A 24,026-nucleotide genomic window follows, 5' to 3' on the forward strand; every position below is an offset into this window, starting at 1 on the left:
AGCAATTTCTTCACCAACGCCGTCTCGAGCGGCGCGCTGACGGCGCCCTCCTCCGCCTCGTCCGGCGGCAACGGGGTGTATTCCTATGGCGGCACCAGCACCGCCGGCATCTTCCCGACCAGCAGCTTCAGCGCGTCCAACTACTACGCCGACGTGGTGTTCTCGCCTGGCTCGACGACCGACACGCCGCCGGTGCTGGTGACCCAGACCGCCAACCAGAGTGCGGTCGTCGGCTCGGCCTTCTCGCTGACCCTGCCCGCCGGCACCTTCAACGATCCCGACGGCGGCGCGCTCACCTATTCGGCAACCGGCTTGAACGGCGCGGCGCTCCCCTCATGGCTGACGTTCAACGCGACGACACGAACATTCAGCGGTACGCCGGCATCGGCAAATGTCGGCACCCTCGGCGTCCAGGTTTCGGCCACCGATCCCGCCGGCCTCTCCGCCAGCGAGACTTTCAATATCGCCGTGGCGACCGACACGCCGCCGGTGCTGGTGACCCAGACCGCCAACCAGAACGCGGTCGTCGGCTCGGCCTTCTCGCTGAGCCTGCCCGCCGGCACCTTCAACGATCCCGACGGCGGCGCCCTCACCTATTCGGCAACCGGCCTGAACGGCGCGGCGCTTCCCTCATGGCTGACGTTCAACGCGACGACACGAACTTTCAGCGGCACGCCCGCATCGGCCAATGTCGGCACCCTTGGCGTCCAGGTTTCGGCCACCGATCCGGCCGGCCTCTCGGCCAGTGAGACCTTCAATATCGCCGTGACCACGACGTCCGCGACGGCGAGCCTGTTCACCGCGTCCAGCACCCCGACGCAGACCAGTTTGAACGATGGCTCCGCGCTCGAGGTCGGAGTGAAGTTCACCTCGTCCACTGCCGGCCAGATCACCGCGCTCAAATTCTACCGCAGTCCCGGCGATACCGGCACCGATCTCCTCGACCTGTGGAGCTCGACCGGCACCAAGCTTGCCAGCGCCACCTTCACCAACACCACCGCAAGCGGCTGGCAGACCGTGCCCTTGGCGACGCCGGTCTCGATCGCCGCCAACACCACCTATGTCGCGTCCTATCACACAAACGGCGAGTATGCAGCCACCAGCAACTTCTTCACCAGCGCGCTCACGAGCGGAGCCCTGACGGCGCCATCCAGCGCTACGTCAGGCGGCAATGGCGTCTATGCTTACGGAGGAACGAACTCGGCCGGACTCTTCCCGACTAACACTTTCAGCTCCACCAACTACTACGCCGATGTGGTGTTTCAACCTCAGCTCGCAGCGTGAGCTCGTCGATTCTCGCTCAGTCCGATGCGATCAGAGCTCAGACGCGATCGGGCATGTCACGTCCGCTACATCGGATCGAAAGCGCGGATCGGCGGCAGATTGCCGCTGAACCGTTCCACCTCGACAGTCGTAAGCTGGCCGGTGCAGCCTTGCGCGAACGATGAGGTGCCGACGTCGCGGGTGAGCACATTCGGATTGCCATGAACGCAGAGTGGTGTCTCTTCCTCCGGATCCATCGGGTCGTACCACGCGCCGGTCGGTAGCTGGACAACACCGGGAGCGATGCCATCGGTGATGTGCACCGCGGCAAGGCAGGCGCCGCGTTCGTTGAACAGGCGGATGATGTCGCCATCCGCGATTCCGCGAACGTCCGCATCGCGCGGGTTCATGCGCGCGACCTCTCGGCCGCGATGCTTGGCCCCGGTCGAATGTCCGCCGAAGTCGAGCTGGCTATGCAGACGCGTCACCGGCTGATTGGCGACGAGGAAACACGGCGAGCCCGGCTTGGGCACATCTGTCTTCTCGAGCCAGACCGGATGGCCCGGACAGTCTGCGTCGCCATGGCCCGCGATCTTCGTCGAGAAAATCTCGATGCGTCCGCTCGGCGTCGGAAGGGGATGAGCGATCGGATCCTCGCGGAAGCCGCGCAGCTTGCCGCCGTCGTCGAGGTGTTGCGGCACGATCATGCTGCCGCGCTCCCAGAATTCCTCGAAGCTCGGAGCCGCGAGGCCGCGCGCGGCGAGCGAGGCGCGGGTCGGTTCGTAGAGATGTGCCAGCCACTGCTGTGCCGTGCGGCCTTCGGTGAAGGCCTCACGACTCCCGAGACGCTCGGCAATATCGGAGAAGATCTCATAGTCATCGCGCGCAAGGCCAAACGGTTCGGCGATCCGGTGCATGGCGACCATCAGTGGATCGTTGGTGGAATAGCCGATGTCCTCGCGCTCGAGCGTCATCGTGCAGGGCAGAACGATGTCGGCGTGCCGGGCCGTGGCGGTCCAGGCGAGCTCATGCACAACCAGCGTGTCGAGCCGGGCGAAGGCTTTGCGCAGGCGGTTGAGATCCTGGTGGTGATGGAAGGGATTGCCACCTGCCCAGTAGACGAGCCGGATGTCCGGATAGACGCGTGTCTCGCCATTGTAGCGATAGGTGGTGCCGGGATTGAGCAGCATATCGGCGATACGCGCCACTGGAATGAAATCCGCGACACCATTGCGGCCTTGCCCTAGCGTCGGCCCCGGCACGTCGTTCACGCGGCGGCCATAATAGCCGATCGCGCCGAGCGAATAAGCGTAGCCACCTCCAGGCAGGCCGATCTGGCCCAGAGCCGCCGCCAGCACCATGCCCATCCAGACCGGCTGCTCGCCGTGCTCCGAGCGCTGCAGGGAATGGGAAACGGTGATCAGCGCGCGCCGTCCGGCAAGCCGACGGGCGAGTTTCCTGATCGTGTTCGTGTCGACACCACAGATCGCGGCGGCCCACTCAGCGTTCTTGGGTTGCCCATCCGTCTCGCCGGTCAGATAGCCCAGAAAGACCGGCCAACCCTGGGTGTAGCGATCGAGGAAGGCCTGGTCATGCAGGCCTTCGCTGACCAGCGTATGGACGATGCCGAGCATCAGGGCCGTGTCGGTGCCGGGCACGAGCGTCATCCATTCGGCACCGGCCTCGGCGGGCAGATCGTCACGCAGCGGGCTGACCAGGATGAACTCGCAGCCGCGCCGGCGCGCCGCGGCCATGGCGCCGCGCTCGACATGCTTGCTGATCGAACCGCCGGCCACCATGGAGTTCTTCAGCGCCATGCCGCCGAACGCCAGCACGATCTCGCTTTCGGTCGCGATCTGCTCCCAGGTGACGTTGCGCTTGGTGATGTCTTCGTAACCCGCCAGGATCTGCGGCACCAGCACCGAGGACGCACCCGAGGAATAGGTGTTTACCGAACGCACATAGCCGCCCATCGCGATGTTGAGGAAGCGGTGAACTTGGCTCTGTGCGTGATGAAAGCGGCCGGCGCTCGACCAGCCATAGGAACCGCCGAAGACCGCACCGGGGCCGCGTGTGTCGCGGATGCGCGATAGCTCACCGGCCAGGAGATCGAGCGCCTTCTCCCAGCTGACGGACACGAATTCGTCGCGGCCGCGGCGATCATCGGGGCCGGGACCACGCTCAAGCCAGCCGCGGCGGATCGCCGGTTGGGCGATGCGAGCCTGGTGGCGCAACGCGCCGGGGAAATTGCCGATGATGCCGTTCGGATCAGGATCCCCCGCATAAGGCCTGACTTCGAGTCCAGCCTCGCTGTGACGCGCCGAGAACACGCCCCAGTGCGAGGTGTGCGGCTTGAAGCCGTCCGACAGATCGAGGCCGGGATCGGGGTTACCAATTATCTCGTTCATCGCCTCATCCTTATGCTCCGCTGGGGTGCTCCGCCTCCACTTTCATGTCTATCAGGGCAACGTATATGCCGTCTTCACCGTGGTGAAGAATTCGGCGACATATTTGCCCTGCTCTCTCGATCCGTAAGAGGAGCCCTTGCGGCCACCGAAGGGTACATGGAAATCGACGCCCGCAGTAGGTAGGTTCACCATCACCATTCCAGCTTCCGCATTGCGCTTGAAATGTGTGGCATGCTTGAGGTTCGTCGTGGCTATGCCAGAGGAAAGGCCGAACGGCGTGTCGTCCACGACGATGTTTTTGAGACGTTCACGGAGCGCGGCCACGAATTTGTCGTGGACGCCCTTCGTCACGATGAGGCGGGAAGAGGCCGTGCAGCGTTGGCCGGTCGAGAAGAAGGCAGAATTCACAGCAGCCTCCACGGCGACGGTGAGATCTGCGTCGTCGAGCACAACAAACGGATTCTTACCCCCCATTTCAAGCTGAAACTTGCGGCCATGCTCGATAGAAGCTCCCCCGAGCACCCCATGTGGCAACAAGCTTCGGCCCTAAACCTCTCCCGCGACCCCAAGCTCGATATCGAGCCATCCCAGCGCATTCACCGCCGCGCGATCGCCGCTGTTGATGACGACCGTTGTCGTCTCGGCCTCGATGATCGCGGGGCCTTCCAGCACATGCCCCGGGCGCAGTCTTTCCAGGGCGTAGACTGGCACCTCGCGCCAACTGCCAAAGAAGGCCTGCCGTTTGGCGGCGGGTCGCGCACTTGGCTCGGTCGCCGGCGTCGGCGCGTTGGCTTGCGCAGTTCTGGGAACTGCACCAACGGCTGCGGCTCGCGCATTGACGAACACAACTTCCTGATCGCGGGAGGCGTAGGTATAGAGCTCCTCGTGACGACGATGAAACCGCTCTTCAATGTCGGCAACCAGCGACGGCGCAGTCAGGTTGACGTCACTGAGCGGTACGTCGACCTCGAACACCTGCTCGCCATAGCGCATTTCGGCGGAGCGTTCCGTTGCGATCGGCCCGTCAAACCAGCCGCGCAACCGCTCCGCGGCCTGCCCCTCGATATGCGCAAAAATCTTGCGAATGTCCGAGGCGGTCGTACGGGTGCCTGCCTCGAAATGGGTACGGCTCACCTCGTAGCGCAGGTCACTGGTCAGCATCCCCCAAGCTGACAGCACTGAGGCTTCCGTCGGCACGATGATCCGCTTTATGTCGAGCTCGCGCGCCACTTCGGCGGCGTGCAGTCCCGCGGCTCCGCCGAAGCTGAGGAGTGCGAATCTCCGCGGATCGACACCACGACGCAAGGTCATCAATCGGATGCCATCGGCCATTTTCAGATTGACCAGTCGATAGATGCCGGCAGCCGCCTCGATGCGCGTCACTCCGAGCGAAGCTGCCAGGCGATCGACCGCCGTCTCCGCCGCAACCCGGTCCAGGGGGCGCCGTCCGCCCATGAAAGCTGCCGCATCGAGATAGCCTAAGATGATGTTTGCGTCCGTCACGGTCGGCTCGGTGCCGCCGTTGCCATAGCTGGCTGGCCCTGGCATTGAGCCGGCGCTTTCGGGACCGACGCGAAAGATACCGCCAGCATCAACACTGGCGATCGACCCTCCGCCCGCCGCGATGCTGGCGATATCTAGGCTGCGCAGCGCAATGCGCTGATCCGCCAGTCCTCCATCCGCCGAGAGCGTGGCGCGCCCGTCCGTAATCAGGGAAATATCGGTGCTGGTACCGCCCATATCGAAGGGCACAAGATCCGGCAGCCCGAGCAGTTCCGCACACCGCCGGCAACCGGAGATGCCGCCCGCCGGACCGGACAGCACAGTCGCCGCCGCGAGGCGCCCGGCTTCCTCCACCGGAGCCATGCCGCCATGGGAGAGGATGATGAACAGGCTGCCCTTGAAGCCCGCTTCGGCGAGGCGGCGCTCGAGCCCGGTCAGATAATGTCGCACGGCGGGGCCCACATAGGCATTCACGATCGTGGTGGAGACGCGCTCGTACTCCTTGATCTGCGGTAGCACGTCGCTCGAGCGCGACACGCTGACACCAGGCAGCTCGCGCGCAAGCCGCTCAGCTGCCGCGATCTCATGGGCGGGGTTGCGGTAGGAATGCAGGAAGCAGACCGCGACCGACGTGGCGCCGGAGGCACGGATCGCCGCGATAGCCTCGCCGAGCGAAGCTTCGTCGAGTGGAGCCAGCACCTCACCGTTGGGCCGCAGTCGCTCGCGCACGCCGAAGCGCAGTTCGCGCGGTACCAGCGGCTCCGGCGGCGGCGTCCGCAGGTCGTAGCGGTTGCCTTTCAATCCCTCGCGCATCTCGATCACGTCGCGGTGGCCTTCCGTGGTCACGAGTGCAACCTTCGCGCCCTTGCGTTCAAGCAGCGCGTTCGTCGCAACCGTAGTGCCGTGCACCAGTCGCTGTGTCATCGCCAGCATCTCGGCGCGCGACAGGTCGAGGCGGCGCGCGAGTTCGTCGAGCCCACTCATCACGCCGATCGACTGATCCTGCGGCGTGGAAGGCGATTTCGCGAATACGGTGCGCCCGGTCGCGTCGATGGCGACCAGATCGGTGAAGGTACCGCCAACGTCAATGCCGATCGTCAACATCGTTACTGAACCACTTCTGTCGTTGAGCTTGAAGTCACGAAGCCGCACACCTCATCGCGTCGGCGCGCCTGCTCCGTGCGTCGCTCCGGCAGCCCCCATCCTCCGCCGCCGGCAGAGCGCACTTCGAGGCAATCTCCCGGATGAATCTCGATGCCGACCTCTTTGGTTCGCAACACACGCGGCGGCCGTCCGGCGGACAGCAGACGGTAGTGATGCGGCGCACCGTCCTTCCCACCCAGCATGCCGCACGCGCCGTGCCGGGTTCCGTCGCCCGCCGTGTTGCCGAGCGCCGGCTTCTCGACTTCGAAGACGAGGTCAAGCGCAACCCCGAGGCCGCCGCGGAACTGACCGTCACCGCCGGAGTCGGGCCGATACTCATGATGACGAAAGTGCAACGGGAAACGCGCCTCCGCGACCTCGATGCTGCCGAACTTGAGTCCGCCGACCGTGTGCCATTCGCCGATCGAGGACCAGCCGTCACCGCGCGACGAAGCGCCACCGCCCGGGCGCGCCTGAAACATATGCCAGATGAAGCTGCGCCCGCTGCGAGGATCCTCGCCCTGCACCGCGATACGGAATCGCCGGCTCCAGCCCCCCATGGCTCGGTCCGGACAAGATGCCGAGAGCGCCTTGATCACCGCCTCCACGATCTCGTTGGACGGATGGCTGGTGCACAGCGTCACCGGCCGGCCCGGATCGGCCCAAACGATCGTGCCTTGCTTGGCAACCACCGTGAGCGGCCGCAATGCGCCAGCGTTCTTGGGAATTTCAGCATCGATCAGATACGCAAACGCCATCACCACCGCCGCATGCATGTTGGCGTGCGACGAATTGACGAAGCTCGTGCTCTGCGGGTCGGAGTCCGACAGATCGACCTCGATCTTGCTGCCCGACTTGGTGACCTTGGCAGCAATGCGGATATCACTGCGACCATGACCATCATCGTCGAGGAAGGCTTCCCCATAGAACACGCCGTCCTTCCAGGTCGAGACCACCGCACGCGTCTGCTGCTCGGCGGCATCGAGAATCGATTCGATCGCAGCTTCGACGACGGGCGCGCCGAATTCGGCAAACAGCCTTCCCATCCGCCGCTCGCCCATGTGCGCAGCGCCGATCATGGCCGCAAGGTCACCCCGGAAGTCGTAGGGATTGCGCACGTTCAGCGCCAGCATGTCGAGGATATCGTCGCGCAGCCGGCCGGCCTCATAGAGCTTGATGGGCGGAACGCGCAACCCTTCCTGCCAGATTTCAGTGGCATCCGGATTGTAGGCACCATGCGTCGCGCCGCCGATATCGCTCTGGTGCGCGCGCACGATGCTCCAGAACAGCCGCCGATCGCCGTCGAACACCGGCACGAACGCGGTCAGATCAGGCAGATGGCTGCCGCCGTGATAGGGATCATTCATCAGGATGACGTCGCCAGGCGCGACCTTCTCGAAGCGCTCCTCCACCGCACGCGTCGCCCAGGGCAGCGCGCCGACATGGACGGGGATGTGGTCGGCCTGGGCGATCAGCCGGGACTGGGCGTCACAGATCGCGAGCGAAAAGTCACGGCTCGAGTTGAGTATCTGTGAATAGGATGTGCGAAGCATTGCTTCGCCCATTTCGGCCACGATCGAGCTCAGCCGATGCTGAACGACGGACCGAGTGATGGGATCGACCTTGTGGGGCATTCTCGCACCTATCTCAGACAATATTGCTTTGCGGCGTGATGGCCCGATTGGCTCCCACGCGGCGCCTTTACCAACCTCAACGACACAAGGACGCGTCAGGCTTTTGCAGCAACCTGCGCTAGTGCGTCCGATGCCGCACCGATGATGATCTCGATATCAGCGTCCGTCATCGGCAGCGACAGCGCCATCAGGCCATAGCCGGCGGCGAGAATGCCGCGATTGAGAAACTCCAGATTGAACAGGGTCTGCCGTTTGGCCTCGCCTTCGGTCATGTAGGCCGACCGGTAGTCGCGGATTGGCCGTTCGGAGAAGTGGATTTTCAGCAGCGACCCAAGACCGACCGCGGTGCCCGGTAAGCCATGGCGACGGAATGCATCGTTGATGCCCTTTCGCACGGCCTCGCCGATCGCATCCAGACGCACGAATGCGTTCTCGTCCAGTAGCTCCATGGCCGCGAGGCCGGCGCGCATGGTAACCGGATTGGCCGAGAACGTACCGCCATGAGGCAGCGCGGGTTTACCCTTGCTCGGATCGAATACCGCCATGACATCCCTCTTGCCGGCGATCGCGCCGACCGGAAACCCGCCGCCGATGATCTTGCCGAGCGTGGTCAGGTCAGGATCGATGCCCCACAGTCCCTGGGCGCCGTGGTAGCCGAGGCGGAAGGAAATCACCTCATCGAATACCAGCAGCGCGTCGACTTCACGCGTCGCTTGGCGCAGCGCCTCCAGATAGGCCCTGTCGGCAGGTACGAGCCCGGCGCGGTTCGGCATCGGATCGACCAGCACGCAGGCGAGATCGCGGCCGTGCTCGCGGATCAGGCTGACGGCCCCGTCAATATCGTTGAAGGGAATCGTCACGACATCGGCCAGCACGTTGTCCGGAGTGCCTTTCGCATAGGCAACGGAGACTGGCGCGTTGCCGTTCCAGTCTGCCGGCGCCGGATCGAGGCTGACTTCGGCATAGTCGTAGGAACCATGATACGCGCCCTCACACTTGGCGATCTTCGGTCGCCCGGTAAACGCACGCGCTGCCTTCAGCGCCATCATCACGGCTTCCGTGCCGGAGTTGGCGAACCGCACCTGGTCCACCGACGGCAGGCGTGCGGCGAGTAGCTCGGCAAGATCAATCTCGGACTCGGTCGGCATGCCGAATGCGGAGCCGAGCGCGAGCTGCCGCGTGGCGGCCTCGATCAGCACCGGATGGGCATGACCGTGAATCAGAGAGGTGAAGTTGTTGATACAGTCGATCAGTTCATTGCCGTCCACGTCCCAGACCCGGCACCCCGCCCCTTTCGCGGCGTAGACCGGATAAGGCTTCATGAACACCGTTGTGCGGGTGTTGCCGCCCGGCAGGCTCGTCAGCGCGCGCTCGTAGAGCGCTTTCGACCGCGAAGTCATGTCAGGATACATTGTCTTGTCTCCTTTTCCGAGAGGTCAGCGTCCGAGATAGGCTTCGCGGACGCGCGTGTTCTGTTTGAGATCGTCAGCGGCGCCATGAAGGACGATGCGGCCCGTCTCCAGGACGTAGGCCCGGTCCGCCACCGACAACGCCAGGACCGTATTTTGCTCCACCACCAGGATTGTGAGCCCGCTGTCAGCGATCTGCCTCACCCGCTCGTAGACTTCTTCGGCCAGGCGCGGTGCGAGGCCAAGTGACGGCTCGTCGAGGAGCAGCAAGCGCGGGCGCGCCATCAGTGCCCGTCCGATCGCCAGCATCTGCTGCTCACCTCCGGACAGCGACCAGCCGAGCTGCCGACGACGCTCCTTCAGGCGCGGAAACAAATCGAACACCCGCGCGAGATCGGCGGCGATCGGCTGACGCCAGCGTCGCCAGTTTACCGTGGCGAGTGCCAGGTTCTCCTCCACCGTCAGGCCAGGAAAAATCCGTCGGCCTTCCGGCGCCTGGGCGATTCCAAGCGCGACGCGACGATCGCTGGCGAGCCGCGCAACCGATGTGCCTTCGAACATGATGTCGCCGGACTGAACCGGGTTCAGGCCCGAGATCGCGTGCAGCAGCGTGGTCTTGCCGGCGCCATTGGCGCCGATCAGGGCGACCGTCTCGCCCCGCCCCACCTCCAGCGTCACGCCCTGCAGCGCGACGATGTCGCCATACGCGACCGTCAGATCCTTACATGCCAGCATGACGATGACCTTCACCGAGATAAGCCGACAGCACTGCGGGATCACGCTGGATCTCAGATGGCGTGCCCTCGGCGATCTTGCAGCCGAAATTGAGCACGACGATGCGCTGCGCCAGTCGCATCACCATGCCCATGTTGTGCTCGATCAACACGATGGCGAGCCGATGTTTCGCCCGCAGGTCCGAGAGCCGGTCGGCCAGTTGATCAACCTCGGCAGAGTTGAGGCCGGCGGCAGGTTCGTCAAGCAACAGCACGCGCGGTTCGCAGGCGAGTGCTCGACACATTTCGACCATGCGCCGGCGACCATAGGACAGCGATCCGATCGCCGCCTGCGCGTCCGCCGCAAGACCCATCTGGTCGAGCACCCTCATCGCCCGCTTGCGCAGCTCCGCCTCGCTGCGACGGCTTTGGATCGCCGCGCCGGCCATGACGTTCTCCAGCACGCTCAACCTCGCGAACGGCCGCCCGTGCTGGAAAGTTCGCCCCAAGCCAGCGCGGACTCGCTTGTGAGCCGCCGCCCGCGTCATGTCGCGTCCTTCGAGCAACACTCTGCCCTTGTCAGGCAGGACGAGCCCGGTCAGGACATTGAGCAGAGTCGATTTGCCGGCACCGTTGGGGCCGATGACTGCGATGAATTCATCCTCTCCGATCGAAAGCTCGACATCCGAGAGCGCGGTGAGCCCTCCATAACGCTTGGCGATTCCGGTGGCCTGCAGCAAGCTCATGGGCGCACCTCCTTAGACGCAGCGACCATCGCCGGCTCTTTCGAGCGCCCGTCCCGCCGGAGGCTGCCCGGCCACCGGAAGCCGACAAGGCCCGAAGGCAGGAAGACGAGAATGGCAAGAACAAAAACACCAAAGAACGCCAGATAGGCTGAGCCGAGAAAGCGCAGCCATTCGGGCAGGAAGGTCAGGAGCAGCGCCCCCAGGATGGCCCCCACGATCGAGCCTTCGCCGCCGACGATCAGCATCGCAAGGTAAGTGATGGAGTGCGCATAACTGAAGTCCTCCGGCGAGATGAAGCGCATATGGCAGGCGAACAGGCCCCCGGCGACGGCGGCATAGATCGACGACAGCACGAACGCCGCGATCTTCACCCGCGTGACGTCGATACCCGTCATTGACGCGGCCGTCTCGTCGTCGCGCACCGCGATCATCGCCCGCCCGTGGCGCGAGGCATGAATGAGCCCGGCGACGGCAGCGGAGACCGCCAGCACCGCGAGCGCGAACCACAGGTAACTGCGCTCGTCAGCCAAAGCATGGCCTGCGACCTGCAGCTCGGGGATGCGCGAGATGCCGTTGGTGCCGCCGGTCAGCTCAATCCAGTTGGCGGCGACAATGGAGAATGAGACGTTGAGACCCAGCGTCGCCAGCGCGAGATAATGGCCCTTCAGCCGCAGGAGCGGAAGGCCGATCAGCACGGCGAAGATCGCTGTGCCGGCGACTGCGACGGGCAGCGCCAGCCATGGCGACCATCCCAGCAGCGTGGTCAGCAGTGCCATGCCGTAGGCGCCGGTGCCGACGAAGGCCGCATGGCCAAGCGAGATCAGCCCGGCATAACCGAAGGCAAAGTTAAGACCGATGACGGCGATCGCAGAGATCACCGCGAGATTGAGCAGCCGAAGATGATAGTCGGTCAGCAGCATCGACAGGCCGAGACCCGCGATCAGGATCACAATGCCAAGCAGGAGCGGAAAGCGCATCGACATCGATCAGCCCCGATCCTGGACGCGTTCACCGAACACACCCTGCGGCCGCACCAGCAGGAACAAGATCATGATCCCGAAGGAAATCAAATCCTTGTAGGCCGAGGAGACGTAGGATGCGCCGAGCACCTCGCTGAGCCCCACGAACAGGCCGCCGACAATCGCGCCCGGCAGACTACCGAAGCCGCCGATGATGGTGGCCGCGAACGCCTTGAGCGCAATTGGATCGCCCATGCTGGTGTCGGCAAACCACATCGGACCAAGCATCAAGCCCGCGATGCCCGCGAGCAGCGCAGCAAGGACCCACGACAGCGCCAGCAGACGGTTGACCTTGAGGCCCATCAACCGCGCCGCCTGGATGTCCTGCGCCACTGCGCGCATGCCGATCCCAAGCGAGGTACGAAAGAATAGGAGCCAGAGCAGAGCAACCATGACGGCAGTGACAACCACGACCGCGATGGCATGGGCAGATATCGTGGCGCCTGCGATCGTGAGATTCACCCCCTCCACCGGTGACGGCAACCGAAACGGCCAGGACCCGAACGCCAGCAGCGCCGCGTTCTGCATCGTGATGCCGATCGCGACTGTGCCGATGATGATGGTCACCACCGGGCTCTTGCGCAGCGGCAGATAAAGCACCGCAAAAAACAGCGCCCCGAATAGCGCCATCGCCAGTAGGGCCGCGCCGTAGCCCACTGGCCAGGGTAGCTCGGCATTGAGCAGCATGGCCACGCCGGCGAAAGTGCCGAACATCACGAACTGTCCGGCAGCGAAGTTCACGACGCCGGTGGCGGAATAGACAATGACGAACCCGATTGCGGCGAGCGCATAGACGCCACCGATCGCAAGTCCGTTGATGAACAGCTGGATGAAATCCGTCATGTCGTCCTGGTCGTGTGTTGCAGGGCGGCTTCGATGATCGCCGACGGTTGCGGGCGGAGGTTCAGCCCGCCCGCGGCATGATTTGCAGTGATCCGCAGCACGGGCGCGCCCGCGCATCGGCACTTCGAGCGTCAGTTCAGCTTGATGGCCTGAACCAGCTCCAGCGATTTGGTCCCCGTCTTGGATTTCACGACCGCCAGATCGAATACGCCATTGCCCTTGGCGTCGTAGGAGTAAACGTGGCCGATGCCCCGCCAGTCTTTCACGGCGGCCAGCCAGTCCCGCAGCGCTTTGGGATCGGTCCCCGCCTTGCGCAGGCCCTCGGCCGCGAGCATCGCGCCATCGTAGTAGGCGAGCCCGTAGGGATCCGGATCGGTGCCGAATTTCGTCTTGTAGCGTTCGACAAAATCCTGCATGCGCCCGCCTACCGCCGGGTCAATGAAGGTGTCGACCACCCCCCACACACCGTCGAGATCAGCCGGCGACAGAAGTTGCAGCGCCGCCGGCACCAATGCCGCCGACGACGTGACGAGCGGCATCTTGAGGCCGAGCAACTTCGCCTGCCGCAAAACCAGCGCGCCGTCCTGCGGGTAATTGAAGATCAGGATGACATCGACGCCCTTGGCGCGCAGACCGAGCAACTGCGCCGAAAAATCCTTATCGTTCTGTCCATAAGCCTCCATGCCAGCGACGGTCACACCGGCGGCTTCGAAACGCTTGGCCGCCGTTTGGGCGCCGCCTTGTCCGAAGTCGTTCTGGATGTAGAGAATGCCGGGCTTCTTCGCCTTCAGCACATTGAGCGCGCACTGCACCATGCCTTCGGCGGACACGCTGTCAGCCGGTCGCACGCGGAACATCCACTCATTGCCGCTTTCGGCCACCGCATCTGCCCCGCCCGCGTAGAACGCCGGCACCTGGACCTTCTTCAACTCAGGCGCCACTGCCAGATTCTGTGTCGAATAGCTCGACAGGAAGAACAGCGCAGGCTTGGTTTCCTGTGCCAGCTTGACGAAGGCATTCACGGCCGTGCTGTTGGACGCCTGCGTATCCTCAAAGACGATCTTGAGGTTGCGTCCGTTGATGCCGCCCGCCTTGTTGATGTCCTCCTCAGCCATCATCAGCGAGTTGTGATACTGCTTGCCGGTAAGCGACAGCGGTCCGGTCATCGGCACTGTCGCGCCGACGACGATGGGGCTTCCCTGTTGCGCGCGGGCTGCCGCCGCCCACGGCATCGCCGCCGCCGCGAGCAACGCTTTCAAGAACTCCTGCCTCGTCATCCTCATGTTTGTCCCTTCTGAGCCCTTGGGGTCGCTGATGCCCCGCCGGGCCTCCCCTGCAATTTACTATTGACTTTCGTTCCGATTTCCGGAACAATATTCCGATATTGCGTAAGGCTAATCTGCTCACGTCGGCCGAGTCAAGCCGCTGGGTTAGGCACGCATGCACAAAGTTTCCGCCTCGAGGACATCCTGAATGGCAACGTCAGATGAAGCGGCGGGCCCGCTCGACCGCTACATGCAAGTGCTGGAGCTCGTGGCCACGTTTCCTGGTGCACTCACCCTGGCAGACGTGTCCTCGTTGCTCGATCTCCCGAAGACGTCTGCACACCGGCTGCTCAAGGGCTTGGTGCGCGCTGGGCTTGCGAAGGACAATGTCGGTGGCCGTGCTTATCAGCTTGGCGACCGTCTGCTGCGCCTTTTGCACGCAACCGCTGATGATGGATGGATCAGCGCGCTCGCCCGCGGACATTTGCAGCAGCTGACCGACGCGACGTCAGAAGCCTGCTATCTGACCCGCTTGATCGGCGCACGCGTCGTCGTTGCGATTTCCATGTCACCTGACGTGCGCTGGCGCAGCTATGTGCAGCCGGGGATCGAGATGCCAGTGCATGCGGCCGCGACAGCCAAGGCGATCATCGCATATCAAAGTGAAGCCGTATTGGCCGAAGCGATGTCGGCTGACCTTCCGATTCTCACGGCTAACACCCGGAACGACCGCGCTTGGGTCGAACAGGAGCTCGCGGCGGTCAGAGCTAGGGGCTATGCGACATGCATCGGAGAGATCGACGAAGGCCTGGCCGCGATTGCGGTGCCTATATTCCTGTCCGATCGACGCGTGTTTTATGCGCTCGGAATGACGGGCCCGCTGCAGCGGATCATGAATGAACAACTCCCCGACCGATTGACAGCTCTGCGAGACGTCGCGCAAGCACTGGGAAGATCACTCTCAATAGGTGAAAAGCTCAGGTCAAGGGACACACCGCCAGCCGATCAAACGTAAGTCGGCGTATTCTCATGTTCCTCTCCGGAAACGGCGGAGGGGTGTTGGCACGAACGTGGAGCGTTGCCGGCGCTGATGACATCGCGAACCTCTCTGTTCTGACTAAACTGGCTTAGCGGCGCTTTGATGGTCCGCCACATGTCGCCTTTTGTGCGCGATCTAACTACGCTTCGAGACCGACCGAGCAGGTTCAAAATCCTGGAGGCGCAGCCACCGACACCGCCATTTCACTGACGGCGGCCACATGAGGAGCGATTGGCGCACCGCTGAAACAAGCCGTACAGCGGAGTTATCAAATCCGCTGTCGGCAAGCTTGCGCACTTCGTCTATTCGGCCGCTTGACGGAAAGCGCCTTCCTTCCGGAGCCCTGCCTCGGCAACCGCCTGCCGCAACCGCGCCAGCTCCTGGTCCGACAATTTGACAAGTGGAGGACGCACGACAGCCTTGTCGAGACGCCCCAACATCACGAGCACCTCTTTCATGCGGTTGTGCATATCCAGGAACGGTGGCGCGTATAACACCTGCTGCAATGGAACCATGCGATCATTGATCGCCTTTGCAGTGGCCAGATCATCAGAGCTGATCGCATCAAACAGGGCCGCCTGCAAATCCGCGATCACACTTCCGGCTCCCGAGAGCAAGCCTTTTGCCCCCATCGCAAGCGATGACATCAGCCAGGAGCTATGTGTCGTGAGGACGTTTACCGGCTTTGGAAGATTCTGGAAGGTTCGGATGTGGCGCTCGTGCAGCATTGGATCATTGCACCAATCCTTCATCGCCTTGATGCTCGGAATGGCATCAAAAAGGCTGAGCAAGGTGTCGAAGGGATAGTTGACCAGGCTGGATGCCGGATACTGGAACAGGATCAGCGGCAGATCCGTCGCGTCCGCAATGCGCTTGAAATGAGCGAGCGCCATGTCGGGGCGGAGCTGGCCTCCGAGAGAGAATACCTGGCTTGGGAACACCAGGAGCGCCGAGGCTCCAGCGCGGTCCGCCATTTTGGCGATCCTTGCCGCCTCCTGCGATCCGTCGGCATAGACACCGCTGATGAGCGGTACCTTGTCACCAACCTCCTCAAGCGAGAATGTCAAGATCCGCTCCTGCTCCTCGAACGAACAGGCATGGACCTCGGACGCGTGGCCATTGACCGTGACCGCTGTGACACCCGACGTGAACGCACATTGCGCCAGATGCCGTCGTGTTTCCTTCTCGTTGATGGACAGATCATCATTGAAAGCCGCAAGCGTCGCGGGAATGACCCCGCTGGGCATAAAATCCTTGAAGCGCGGCATGTCCTGTCTCCCTGGCTCGAGAGCGCTGATTACGAAAGGCTAAGGAACGATTCGACAAATTTGGGATCGTCGAGGAGGCTCTCTGTGGTCCTCGCCATTTGGATGCGGCCAGCTTGCACGACGTAAATTCGGTCCGCAATAGCGGTCGCGAGCTTGGCATTCTGTTCGGACAACAGGATGGTCAATCCCTCGTCGCGCAGACGACCAAGGGTTCGGCCGATTTCCTTGATGATAACCGGAGCAAGACCGATCGAAGGCTCGTCCAGCATCAACAGCTTTGGTGACGCCATCAGGCCGGAAGCAATGGCGACCATTTGCTGCTGTCCTCCGGACATGGTTCCGACCATTTGGGCCCTCCGGTCCTTGAGGATGGGAAAGAGCCGGTGCACGCGCTCGATGCGCCGCGCCACTTCCTGTGTGCTTCGACAGAGATACGCGCCGACGAGAAGGTTCTCATGCACGGACATCATCGGGAAGACGCCGCGCACCTCCGGAACGAGCACCAGACCATGGGCCAGCCGTACGTCGGGCGTTGCATCTTCCAGCAGGTCAGCACCGAAGCGGACCGAGCCTGAGAACGGCCGCACGAGTCCGGCAGCGGCATTCAGCAACGATGTCTTACCGGCGCCATTGGGTCCGATGATTCCAACGATCTCGCCCTGCTTGACCGTCATGTCGACGCCGTCGACCGCAAGGAAATCTCCGTATCTGATCACAAGTTTCTGGAGTTCAAGCATCGCCTGTCCCCAAATAGATATCGATTACCTCCCGGTGGCGCAGCACGGTCTGCGGACTATCGTCGACCAGCTTTTTGCCGTTGACCAGAACGACCACCCGATCGGCGAGCGAGGTAATGACCTTCATGGTGTGCTCGATAATGAATATCCCGCACTCCTCTCGAAGGGACTGAATCAGGCCGATCATCGCGCGGATCTCTTCCGGATTGAGCCCTCCGACCGGCTCATCAAGCATCAGAAGCTTGGGTCGCGAGATCAGGCGGGAAGCAAACTCCAGCCGACGTCGATCATATAGACCAAGCGCACCCGCCCGCTGTTCGAGGTCGGCTGTCAGCCCGACGCGGGCCAATGCCTCTCTTGCCTCATCGACTTCCTTGGTGCCCATCGAACTGTGCCCGAGCGCACCGGCAAGCACGTTTTCGAGAACGGTTAACTTGTCGAAGATCTTTACGGCCTGAAAGGTCCGGGCGATGCCGGCGCGTGCGACGACGTGCTGCGGACGCCGGGCTATGTTGGCGCCATCGAGCAGGATCTCGCCGCTATCCGGCTTCAGCGTTCCGCTGATCACATTGACGAATGTCGATTTGCCGCTGCCATTCGGACCGATCATGCCCAGCAACTCGCCCCTGCGCTGGGACACATTCACGTTTGAAAGCGCCTTCAGCCCGCCGAACGCTTTCGAAATGTCGGTCGCCTCGAGCAGAAGATCATTCATGTCCGCGCCTTCCGCTTCAATACAAAGCCATAGATGCCTTGCGGCAAGAACAAGGTTACGAGAACGATGGCAACCCCATAGATGACGTCCTTGACCCATGTGTACTGCACAAGCAGGTAGGGAAGCGGTGCGAGCAGGAGCGCTCCGAGCAGCGGCCCGACCAGCGTTCCGCGTCCTCCCATCGCAACCATGAGCCACAGATTCAAGCTGATTAGCACATCGAAGGCGCGTGGTGAGGCGAAGCCGATGTAGTGCGCATACAAGCCGCCGCCCAGGCCCGCGATGAACGACGAGATGATGAAAGCCGCTGTACGGTTCAGCGTGACATTGATCCCAAGCGCACGCGCAAGGTCCTCATCCTCCCGGATGGTGATCAACGTCCGACCAAATCGGGAGCGCATGGTCAAGCCGATGCCGGCGACTGCTGCGATCACGAACAGCGCAAGCACGCACTCCATGTAAGGAGACGGAATCGCACCTCCATCGAAACCGGTGGGACGCGGCACCGATGCGATCCCGGTATCGCCATTTGTATATGCCGGAAAATAAACGAAAGCGATCGTAAACGCCGATTGGATCACCATGCCGGACAACGCAAAGTAAAAGCCACGAAGGCGAATGGCCGGAAGACTGAGAAGCAATCCGACCAGAGCTGCCGCAGCACTGCCGATCGGCAACGCAAGCCAGAACGACAGTCCCAACCGCATGACCAGATGAACCGTCGTATACGCGCTGATTCCGGCGATGCCGGCGTAGGTCAGCGGGATCAGACCTGTGAAGCCGTACAGCAGATTGAGGCCGCTCGCCCACAACATATGGATCAGCGCGATGCCCGCGATGAACACCAGAAAGTCATTCCGCAGGCCGAAAATCGCAACCAATGGCGTCGCGATCACCATTGCAATCACAAGTATTCTCATTTGGCGAACAACCCGCTCGGGCGAATGAACAGCATCGCAAGCATTGCCAGGAGGTAAGCAAAGGTAGCGACCGTCGGGTCGGCAAAGACGCTGACAATTGCCTGCGTGAACCCGAATACCAGGCCAACCACCAGCGCGCCGACGACGCTCCCCGGCCCACCGACGATCATGATTGAGAAAGTGATGAGTGAGATGGTCCAGCCGACGGTCAGGTCGAGCGCAAACGCCAGCGCGAACAGAATTCCACCTGCCGTCGTGATTGCGGTACCCAGCAGAAAAGCGAACCGATAGATCTTCAAGGTATCTATACCGCGAAGGCGTGCTGCCTCGCGGTTCTGGAACACGGCGCGCAGCGCTCGGCCGATCCGGTGCAGCCTGAGAAAAGCGACCAATCCGCCCAAAACCGATCCAGCCAGGACAAACGCGATCAGCCGGGTATACGCAATCGGCACCGGTTCGATAATCGCGAATCCATTGACGGGCGCGGTGACCTGAAATGTGTCGCTGATCCTGCCGAACGTGCCCGTATAAATCCCGCTCAGGATTTGTGCGATACCGAGGGTAATGATCAGATAGCTGATGTTGCGGTCCTCAAGCGGATAGAATCGCTTCAGGATCGTTGCTTCGCACGCAAATGCGAGGAAACCGATGATCAGAAAGGTCGTCGGCACGGCCAGCCAGAGCGGCCATTCCCACTCCGTACCAAAAAGCCAAAACAGCAGGCCGGCGCCTAGAAAGACCTGCCCGTTGGCCGCTTGAGGGAGAAGAATGGTACCGTGAATCAGCGACAGGCCGGCGGCAACCACGGAGAATATGGTGCCGACCAGCAGCCCCGACGTGATCACGGAAAACACTACGAGCAGATTCTCTTCGAGCATTGAAACGTAACCCCAACTCGAATTGTCGCCCCGAACCGCCGTTCCTGGTCAACGCACCAGATCGTAGACGGGCAGGACTTCCGGCGACCATTCCATGTAGTTGACCTTCTCCGTTTTGAAGTCGTCCTTGCTCAGGCTCTTCAACTGCATGAGGTACATGTACTCGATACGTGCCCCGTTTTGATCGAAGCGGATGGGCACGCCGGTCGTCACCTCCTTCGTATTGACCTCGCGCAAGGCCGCGCGAATTCCATCCCTGCCCTTTGCCCCCTTGTCCACGAGTTCGTTGAGCAGATAGACCGTCGAGTAGCAGTAGTTCTCGGTGTATCCCGGCGGATAGTTCTTCACCTTGCGGAAGTTTTCGACGAAGGCTTTGCCCTGCTCGGTCAAATTGGGAAGGTTATGGTCAAAAAACGTCCCAAAGTACGAGCCGATCGAGCGCTCTCCCCATGTCATGATCTGCTTGGTCGACCCGTAAGGATGATACAGTTGCTCCGGCTTGAAACCAACGTCGAGCATCTGTCGCGTCAGCGTGGCGTCGAACGCGCCGCCGCCAGCCAGGATGACGAAATCAGGCTTCTTCGCCTTCATTTGCGCGGTTTGCACCGTCGCATCCGAGGCTGATTGCGGAAACAGCATTTCGGCCACGATGGCAATGCCGTCCCTCTCCGCCTGATACTTCAGGCCGGCGAGGATGGCCCGATTGACCGCAAAGTCGCTCATCATGACGCCGATCTTGGCATCCGACTTCATGGTCTTGATGAATTTGACCGCGGCATAGCCCCATCCTACGGCGTCCGGCTCCATGCGAAAGACCTGCTTGGTTCCGGGCTTTGTGAGTTGCGGGAATGCTGCGACAGGCATCAAGACGGGCAGTTTGGCATCTTCGGCATATCCGTAGACCGCGAGTGACACGTCTGCATTGGTCGGACCGGACAGGAGATCGACCTTCTCCTGGGTGTCGAGCGATCTTGCTACGGCGGCAGCCTGCGCCGGATTGCTCTGATTGTCCTGGACGATCAGGTCTATCTTCTTGCCTTTTGCATTGACTTCCGTCTCGGCAAGCCGCGCTCCGTCCAAGCAGGCGTTACCGAAGAACGTCCAGACGCCGGAGAGTTCGGAATTCCAGCCCACCTTCAAAGGCTGGTCGGCAGCGAGCGCGGGACCGGCCATCGCGGCCATGGCGCAGACCAACACCGACAGTTTCGGCAAAGAACGACCGAGCATGATTTCCCCCATTAACTGATTGATTAGATTCGATAGAGCTGTGCAGCGGTGTCGTGGAGGATCGCGCGCTGCTCCTCCAGCGAGAGATAGGAAATGGACTGACGGAAGGTCTCGTTCAGCGCCTTGTAGCTCGTCCAGAGCTTTTCAATCGGGAAATTGCTCCCATACATGCAGCGCCCTGCTCCGAAGATAGAAACGGTCTCCCTGACGATCGGAGACACGACCTCAGCCGAATAAGCATGCACAAAGGTGCCCAGACCGGATAGTTTGGTGAAAACATTCGGCTGAGCGGCAAGCAACTTCATGCCGCGACGCCAGAGTTCCCATCCCGCGGGCGAGAGATCTTCCAGCATGCCCGCATGTTCGAGCACGAAGTTGACCTTCGGAAATGCGCGCGCAAGCTCCGCACCATCCTGCATCTGGCCGGCGAAGACTTGAAGTTCGAAGATCAAATTGCGATTGGCAAGCTCGGTCATGCCCTTGCGCCAAGCGGGATCGTTCATCACGTTGGGCCGGGACGCGAAGCGGTATTGAGGATTTTCGTGCCAGTGCAGTTGCTGGCGCACGCCGCGCACCGTGGGCAACTTGCAAAGCTTGTCGAGCAATGCGTCGACGTTCGGATCGGCAAGATCAGCGTAGGCAACGCAGGCGTGCGGCCAACCTGCCGCATCAGCCACTGACTGGACCCATTGCGCCTCCGTCAATTCGCCGCCGGGGGGCCAGTTGGTCTGGACGTAAATGGATTTGACGACGTTGGCGCCTTCCAGATCGCGCCGGAATTCGTCGACCGTGTAGTCTCGGCGAATGGCTTCGTAGGGACCGAAAATACGCGGCACTGGCGGCCCGGACAGCCAAGCCAAGTCAGCAAGACGCCAAATGTGATGATGCGCGTCGATCGCCTCGATGGGCTCAGCCATCCGCATTTCTCCCCCAATATCGTTGCTGGCACTTTTAGGACTGAATTATCGCGCGTCAAGTATTTTCGAAAATATGCAGTCTGTGGTAAAATCCAGCACATCTTGTACGGGAGCATCGATGACGGCGGTTGCTGGCACGGCAAAAACCCTGGCTGAAAGTGCCTATCTACGGATTCGCGATGCTATTCGTGGTGGGGCACTGCCGCCCGGCACACGCTTACGCTTTGCAGAGCTCCAAGACCTCTGCGGGATGAGTGTCACCCCGGTCCGCGAGGCGCTGACGCGGCTCACGGCCGAGGGCTTCACAACCGTGGAAGAGAACCGCGGCTATCGGGTCGCGCCACTATCCATTGAAGAGCTCTGGGACATTGCGCGGAGCCGGCAACTTATCGAGGGCGAAGCGCTACGGCTCTCGATTGCGAAGGGAGGCGCGGATTGGGAGGGCGCGCTCGTATCGGCGCACCACTTGATGAAGCGTATCGCCCGAACGACTCACCAAGCACCGACGGTGGTCGATGAAGACTGGAATCACCGGCACACCGTTTTCCACCGATCGCTTATACTGGCCTGCGGATCACCCATACTCCTGTCCATAAGCGAGGGCCTCTATGATCGTGCCGATCGCTATCGTCGTCTGTCGTGGGCGATACCGGACAACCCTCGAGCAATCGAGGAGGAGCACGAATTGATCTTCAAAAGCGCGCTTGCCCGCGATGCCGAAGCCGCGGTGACCTACCTCCGTGTTCACTATGAACGCACGGCACAGCAGGTCGAGGCATTCCTGCTGAACAAGGCCCAGCCCGACGTTTCGATTTAGTGGACGTGCAGCGATTTGCTTCGAGAGGATAGCCTATCCGGGCGCTTGGTTAGCCTAGTCTGCTCGGTCCTCGCATGAAGGAGGCGGTGTCACGCGGCCGGTTCAATGGGTGGACGCTGTCGCTGCATTGGTAGCACCTCTTGGAAGGACGCCGCAGCTTGCAAGACCCCGAGATCGTTGAAACGCCGGCTTACGATCTGCAACCCGACCGGAAGCCCAGCCGCGGTCATGCCACAGGGGACGCTGGCGGCTGGGTGGCTGGACATATTGAACGGATAAAGAAACTCAGACCATGCAAGCCAGTCCCATGCATGTTCCGGCCAATCCTCGGGCCTCACGCGCTCGACAGGAAACGCCGCAACAGATGCAACCGGCGTTATGAGGTAATCCCAATTTTCGAGAAACGATGAGATCCTGGCCACGTAAGTCAGCTTCCGCTCTCGCATATTGATGTAATCGGCGGCCGAGAAGTTGGCTCCCGCGCGAATACAAGCCACAAGATCGGGGCTCATACGGCCTTCCCAATCAGCCAGTAGCCTGGCATGACGTCCGCAATAGACACTCCAGAAAAAGCGGCCGAGCTCAGGCCCGAGCACACCCCAGTCGGGGATCACTTCTTCGACGTCCGCCTGGAGCGTGCCAGCAAAAGTCCTCGCTGCATTCCGGACGATATCGGCAATCTCATCGTCAACTCTTGCGTGACCGAGATCGAGGCTGAAGGCCACACGCTTACCCTTCATCGACCCCTTCAGCTTCGCAAGATAGGCATCGGGCCGCGCCTCACACGACGTATGATCGAGAAAGTGGGGGCCGGCCATGGTCTCGAGCATGAGCGCAGCATCCGCGACAGTTCGCGTCATCGGTCCAGGATGAGTGCCGTAGTCGTTGTTCGTGACGGGGACGCAAGGCACGCGCCCGTAGGTCGGCTTCAACCCAAAGATGCCGCAGAAATGTGATGGCATACGGATGGAGCCAGCCCCATCAGATCCAAGATGCAGCGGTCCGAAACCGGTCGCCGCGGCAGCACCCGCTCCAGCCGAGGAGGCTCCCGCATTAAGTCCATGCCGCCAAGGATTGTGGGTAATCCCCGTCACAGGGTTGCGGCTCATGCCGGACCAGGCAAACTCGGACATTGTTGTCTTGCCGATGATCACCGCGCCGGCCTTGCGCAGACGTTCCACAACGACGTTGTCAGTCGCCGCGACCTGCCCCTTGATGGCGTATGAACCGGTCGACGTTTCTTGACCGGCAACATCGAAGGCATCCTTGATCGTGACCGGAATTCCCTCGAGCGGGCCCGCCTCGCGCTCCCGGAGGCGCTGTTCCGATTGTTTTGCGGCAGCAAGCGCTTCCTCGTACATAACTACCGAGAAGGCGTTGATCCGTGGATTGATGGCGTTGATCCGTTCCAGGACCGTTCTTACGACTTCTACTGGCGTAGTATCTCCGCGCGCATAGCTTTCCTTGAGCTCAATCGCGCTCGCGTATCCGATATCGGATTGAAGATTGGTCATCGCTTGTGATCCTCGATTATATGGACGCGACCATGTGCAGGCGAGGCA

General features: G+C 61.9%; 20 protein-coding genes and 1 pseudogene. 3 read left to right on the forward strand and 18 right to left on the reverse strand.

All coding sequences use genetic code 11. From position 1 onward, the window contains the following. Positions 1-1,284, forward strand: a 1,284-nt coding sequence (locus AC5ZG5_RS27860) for a DUF4082 domain-containing protein (RefSeq protein ID WP_496165473.1), incomplete at its 5' end; no start/stop codon positions are given. Between the two features lie 65 nt (positions 1,285-1,349). Here the strand turns inward: AC5ZG5_RS27860 and AC5ZG5_RS27865 are convergent. From AC5ZG5_RS27865 to AC5ZG5_RS27910, 10 genes and pseudogenes are all read right to left on the reverse strand, one after another. Then, entirely contained in the window at positions 1,350-3,671 is a 2,322-nt protein-coding gene (locus AC5ZG5_RS27865; protein WP_456644868.1) for a molybdopterin guanine dinucleotide-containing S/N-oxide reductase, read from the reverse strand. 51 nt (positions 3,672-3,722) lie between these two features. Further along, positions 3,723-4,190: pseudogene (locus AC5ZG5_RS27870) on the reverse strand (aldehyde dehydrogenase family protein); the annotation flags it as partial. A 27-nt stretch (positions 4,191-4,217) separates the two neighbouring features. Then, the gene (locus AC5ZG5_RS27875) at positions 4,218-6,278 is read right to left on the reverse strand and encodes a hydantoinase/oxoprolinase family protein (protein WP_456644867.1); all 2,061 of its coding nucleotides are present in this window, start codon (positions 6,276-6,278) and stop codon (positions 4,218-4,220) included. Positions 6,279-6,280: 2 nt separating this feature from the next. After that, entirely contained in the window at positions 6,281-7,951 is a 1,671-nt protein-coding gene (locus tag AC5ZG5_RS27880; RefSeq protein ID WP_456644866.1) for a hydantoinase B/oxoprolinase family protein, read from the reverse strand. 95 nt (positions 7,952-8,046) lie between these two features. Beyond that, positions 8,047-9,363: an aspartate aminotransferase family protein gene (locus tag AC5ZG5_RS27885; protein WP_456644865.1), complete on the reverse strand. Its 1,317-nt coding sequence runs from the start codon at positions 9,361-9,363 to the stop codon at positions 8,047-8,049. Positions 9,364-9,387: 24 nt separating this feature from the next. Further along, entirely contained in the window at positions 9,388-10,095 is a 708-nt protein-coding gene (locus AC5ZG5_RS27890; protein ID WP_456644864.1) for an ABC transporter ATP-binding protein, read from the reverse strand. Beyond that, positions 10,082-10,819: an ABC transporter ATP-binding protein gene (locus AC5ZG5_RS27895; RefSeq protein ID WP_456644863.1), complete on the reverse strand. Its 738-nt coding sequence runs from the start codon at positions 10,817-10,819 to the stop codon at positions 10,082-10,084. The genes AC5ZG5_RS27890 and AC5ZG5_RS27895 overlap by 14 nt, the downstream gene beginning before the upstream one ends. Then, on the reverse strand, positions 10,816-11,802 hold the full coding sequence (locus tag AC5ZG5_RS27900) for a branched-chain amino acid ABC transporter permease (protein WP_456644862.1): 987 nt from the start codon (positions 11,800-11,802) through the stop codon (positions 10,816-10,818). Before AC5ZG5_RS27900 ends, AC5ZG5_RS27895 begins: the two co-directional genes overlap by 4 nt. 3 nt (positions 11,803-11,805) lie before the next feature. After that, positions 11,806-12,681, reverse strand: a complete 876-nt coding sequence (locus tag AC5ZG5_RS27905) for a branched-chain amino acid ABC transporter permease (protein ID WP_165435162.1) — start codon at positions 12,679-12,681, stop codon at positions 11,806-11,808. Between the two features lie 131 nt (positions 12,682-12,812). Then, positions 12,813-13,964 (reverse strand): ABC transporter substrate-binding protein, encoded by a 1,152-nt coding sequence (locus tag AC5ZG5_RS27910; protein WP_456644861.1) that lies wholly within the window; start codon positions 13,962-13,964, stop codon positions 12,813-12,815. A gap of 190 nt (positions 13,965-14,154) precedes the next feature. Here AC5ZG5_RS27910 and AC5ZG5_RS27915 point away from each other — a divergent pair, with 190 nt between their 5' ends. Continuing rightward, a complete protein-coding gene (locus tag AC5ZG5_RS27915) occupies positions 14,155-14,961 on the forward strand; it encodes an IclR family transcriptional regulator (protein WP_051396406.1) in 807 nt (268 codons plus the stop codon). Between the two features lie 326 nt (positions 14,962-15,287). On the opposite strand, the gene AC5ZG5_RS27920 is transcribed toward AC5ZG5_RS27915, so the two are convergent. From AC5ZG5_RS27920 to AC5ZG5_RS27950, 7 genes are read right to left on the reverse strand one after another with little or no spacing between them, the layout of a single operon-like run. Further along, a complete protein-coding gene (locus AC5ZG5_RS27920) occupies positions 15,288-16,253 on the reverse strand; it encodes a dihydrodipicolinate synthase family protein (RefSeq protein WP_456644860.1) in 966 nt (321 codons plus the stop codon). Positions 16,254-16,282: 29 nt separating this feature from the next. Then, entirely contained in the window at positions 16,283-16,990 is a 708-nt protein-coding gene (locus tag AC5ZG5_RS27925; RefSeq protein WP_028161513.1) for an ABC transporter ATP-binding protein, read from the reverse strand. Next, positions 16,983-17,705, reverse strand: coding sequence for an ABC transporter ATP-binding protein (locus AC5ZG5_RS27930; protein WP_028161512.1), 723 nt, complete (start codon positions 17,703-17,705; stop codon positions 16,983-16,985). The genes AC5ZG5_RS27925 and AC5ZG5_RS27930 overlap by 8 nt, the downstream gene beginning before the upstream one ends. Continuing rightward, on the reverse strand, positions 17,702-18,625 hold the full coding sequence (locus AC5ZG5_RS27935) for a branched-chain amino acid ABC transporter permease (RefSeq protein WP_456644859.1): 924 nt from the start codon (positions 18,623-18,625) through the stop codon (positions 17,702-17,704). Before AC5ZG5_RS27935 ends, AC5ZG5_RS27930 begins: the two co-directional genes overlap by 4 nt. Continuing rightward, positions 18,622-19,503, reverse strand: a complete 882-nt coding sequence (locus tag AC5ZG5_RS27940) for a branched-chain amino acid ABC transporter permease (RefSeq protein ID WP_028161511.1) — start codon at positions 19,501-19,503, stop codon at positions 18,622-18,624. Before AC5ZG5_RS27940 ends, AC5ZG5_RS27935 begins: the two co-directional genes overlap by 4 nt. A 48-nt stretch (positions 19,504-19,551) precedes the next feature. Continuing rightward, a complete protein-coding gene (locus AC5ZG5_RS27945) occupies positions 19,552-20,730 on the reverse strand; it encodes an ABC transporter substrate-binding protein (RefSeq protein ID WP_165435159.1) in 1,179 nt (392 codons plus the stop codon). Positions 20,731-20,753: 23 nt separating this feature from the next. Then, a complete protein-coding gene (locus tag AC5ZG5_RS27950) occupies positions 20,754-21,647 on the reverse strand; it encodes an amidohydrolase family protein (RefSeq protein ID WP_456644858.1) in 894 nt (297 codons plus the stop codon). A 118-nt stretch (positions 21,648-21,765) separates the two neighbouring features. Here AC5ZG5_RS27950 and AC5ZG5_RS27955 point away from each other — a divergent pair, with 118 nt between their 5' ends. Then, the gene (locus AC5ZG5_RS27955) at positions 21,766-22,464 is read left to right on the forward strand and encodes a GntR family transcriptional regulator (RefSeq protein WP_456644857.1); all 699 of its coding nucleotides are present in this window, start codon (positions 21,766-21,768) and stop codon (positions 22,462-22,464) included. 89 nt (positions 22,465-22,553) lie between these two features. Here the strand turns inward: AC5ZG5_RS27955 and AC5ZG5_RS27960 are convergent, their stop codons facing one another. Continuing rightward, a complete protein-coding gene (locus AC5ZG5_RS27960) occupies positions 22,554-23,978 on the reverse strand; it encodes an amidase (RefSeq protein ID WP_456644856.1) in 1,425 nt (474 codons plus the stop codon). Positions 23,979-24,026: the final 48 nt, after the last annotated feature.

It is taken from the genome of Bradyrhizobium sp. Ses1 (assembly GCF_059512365.1).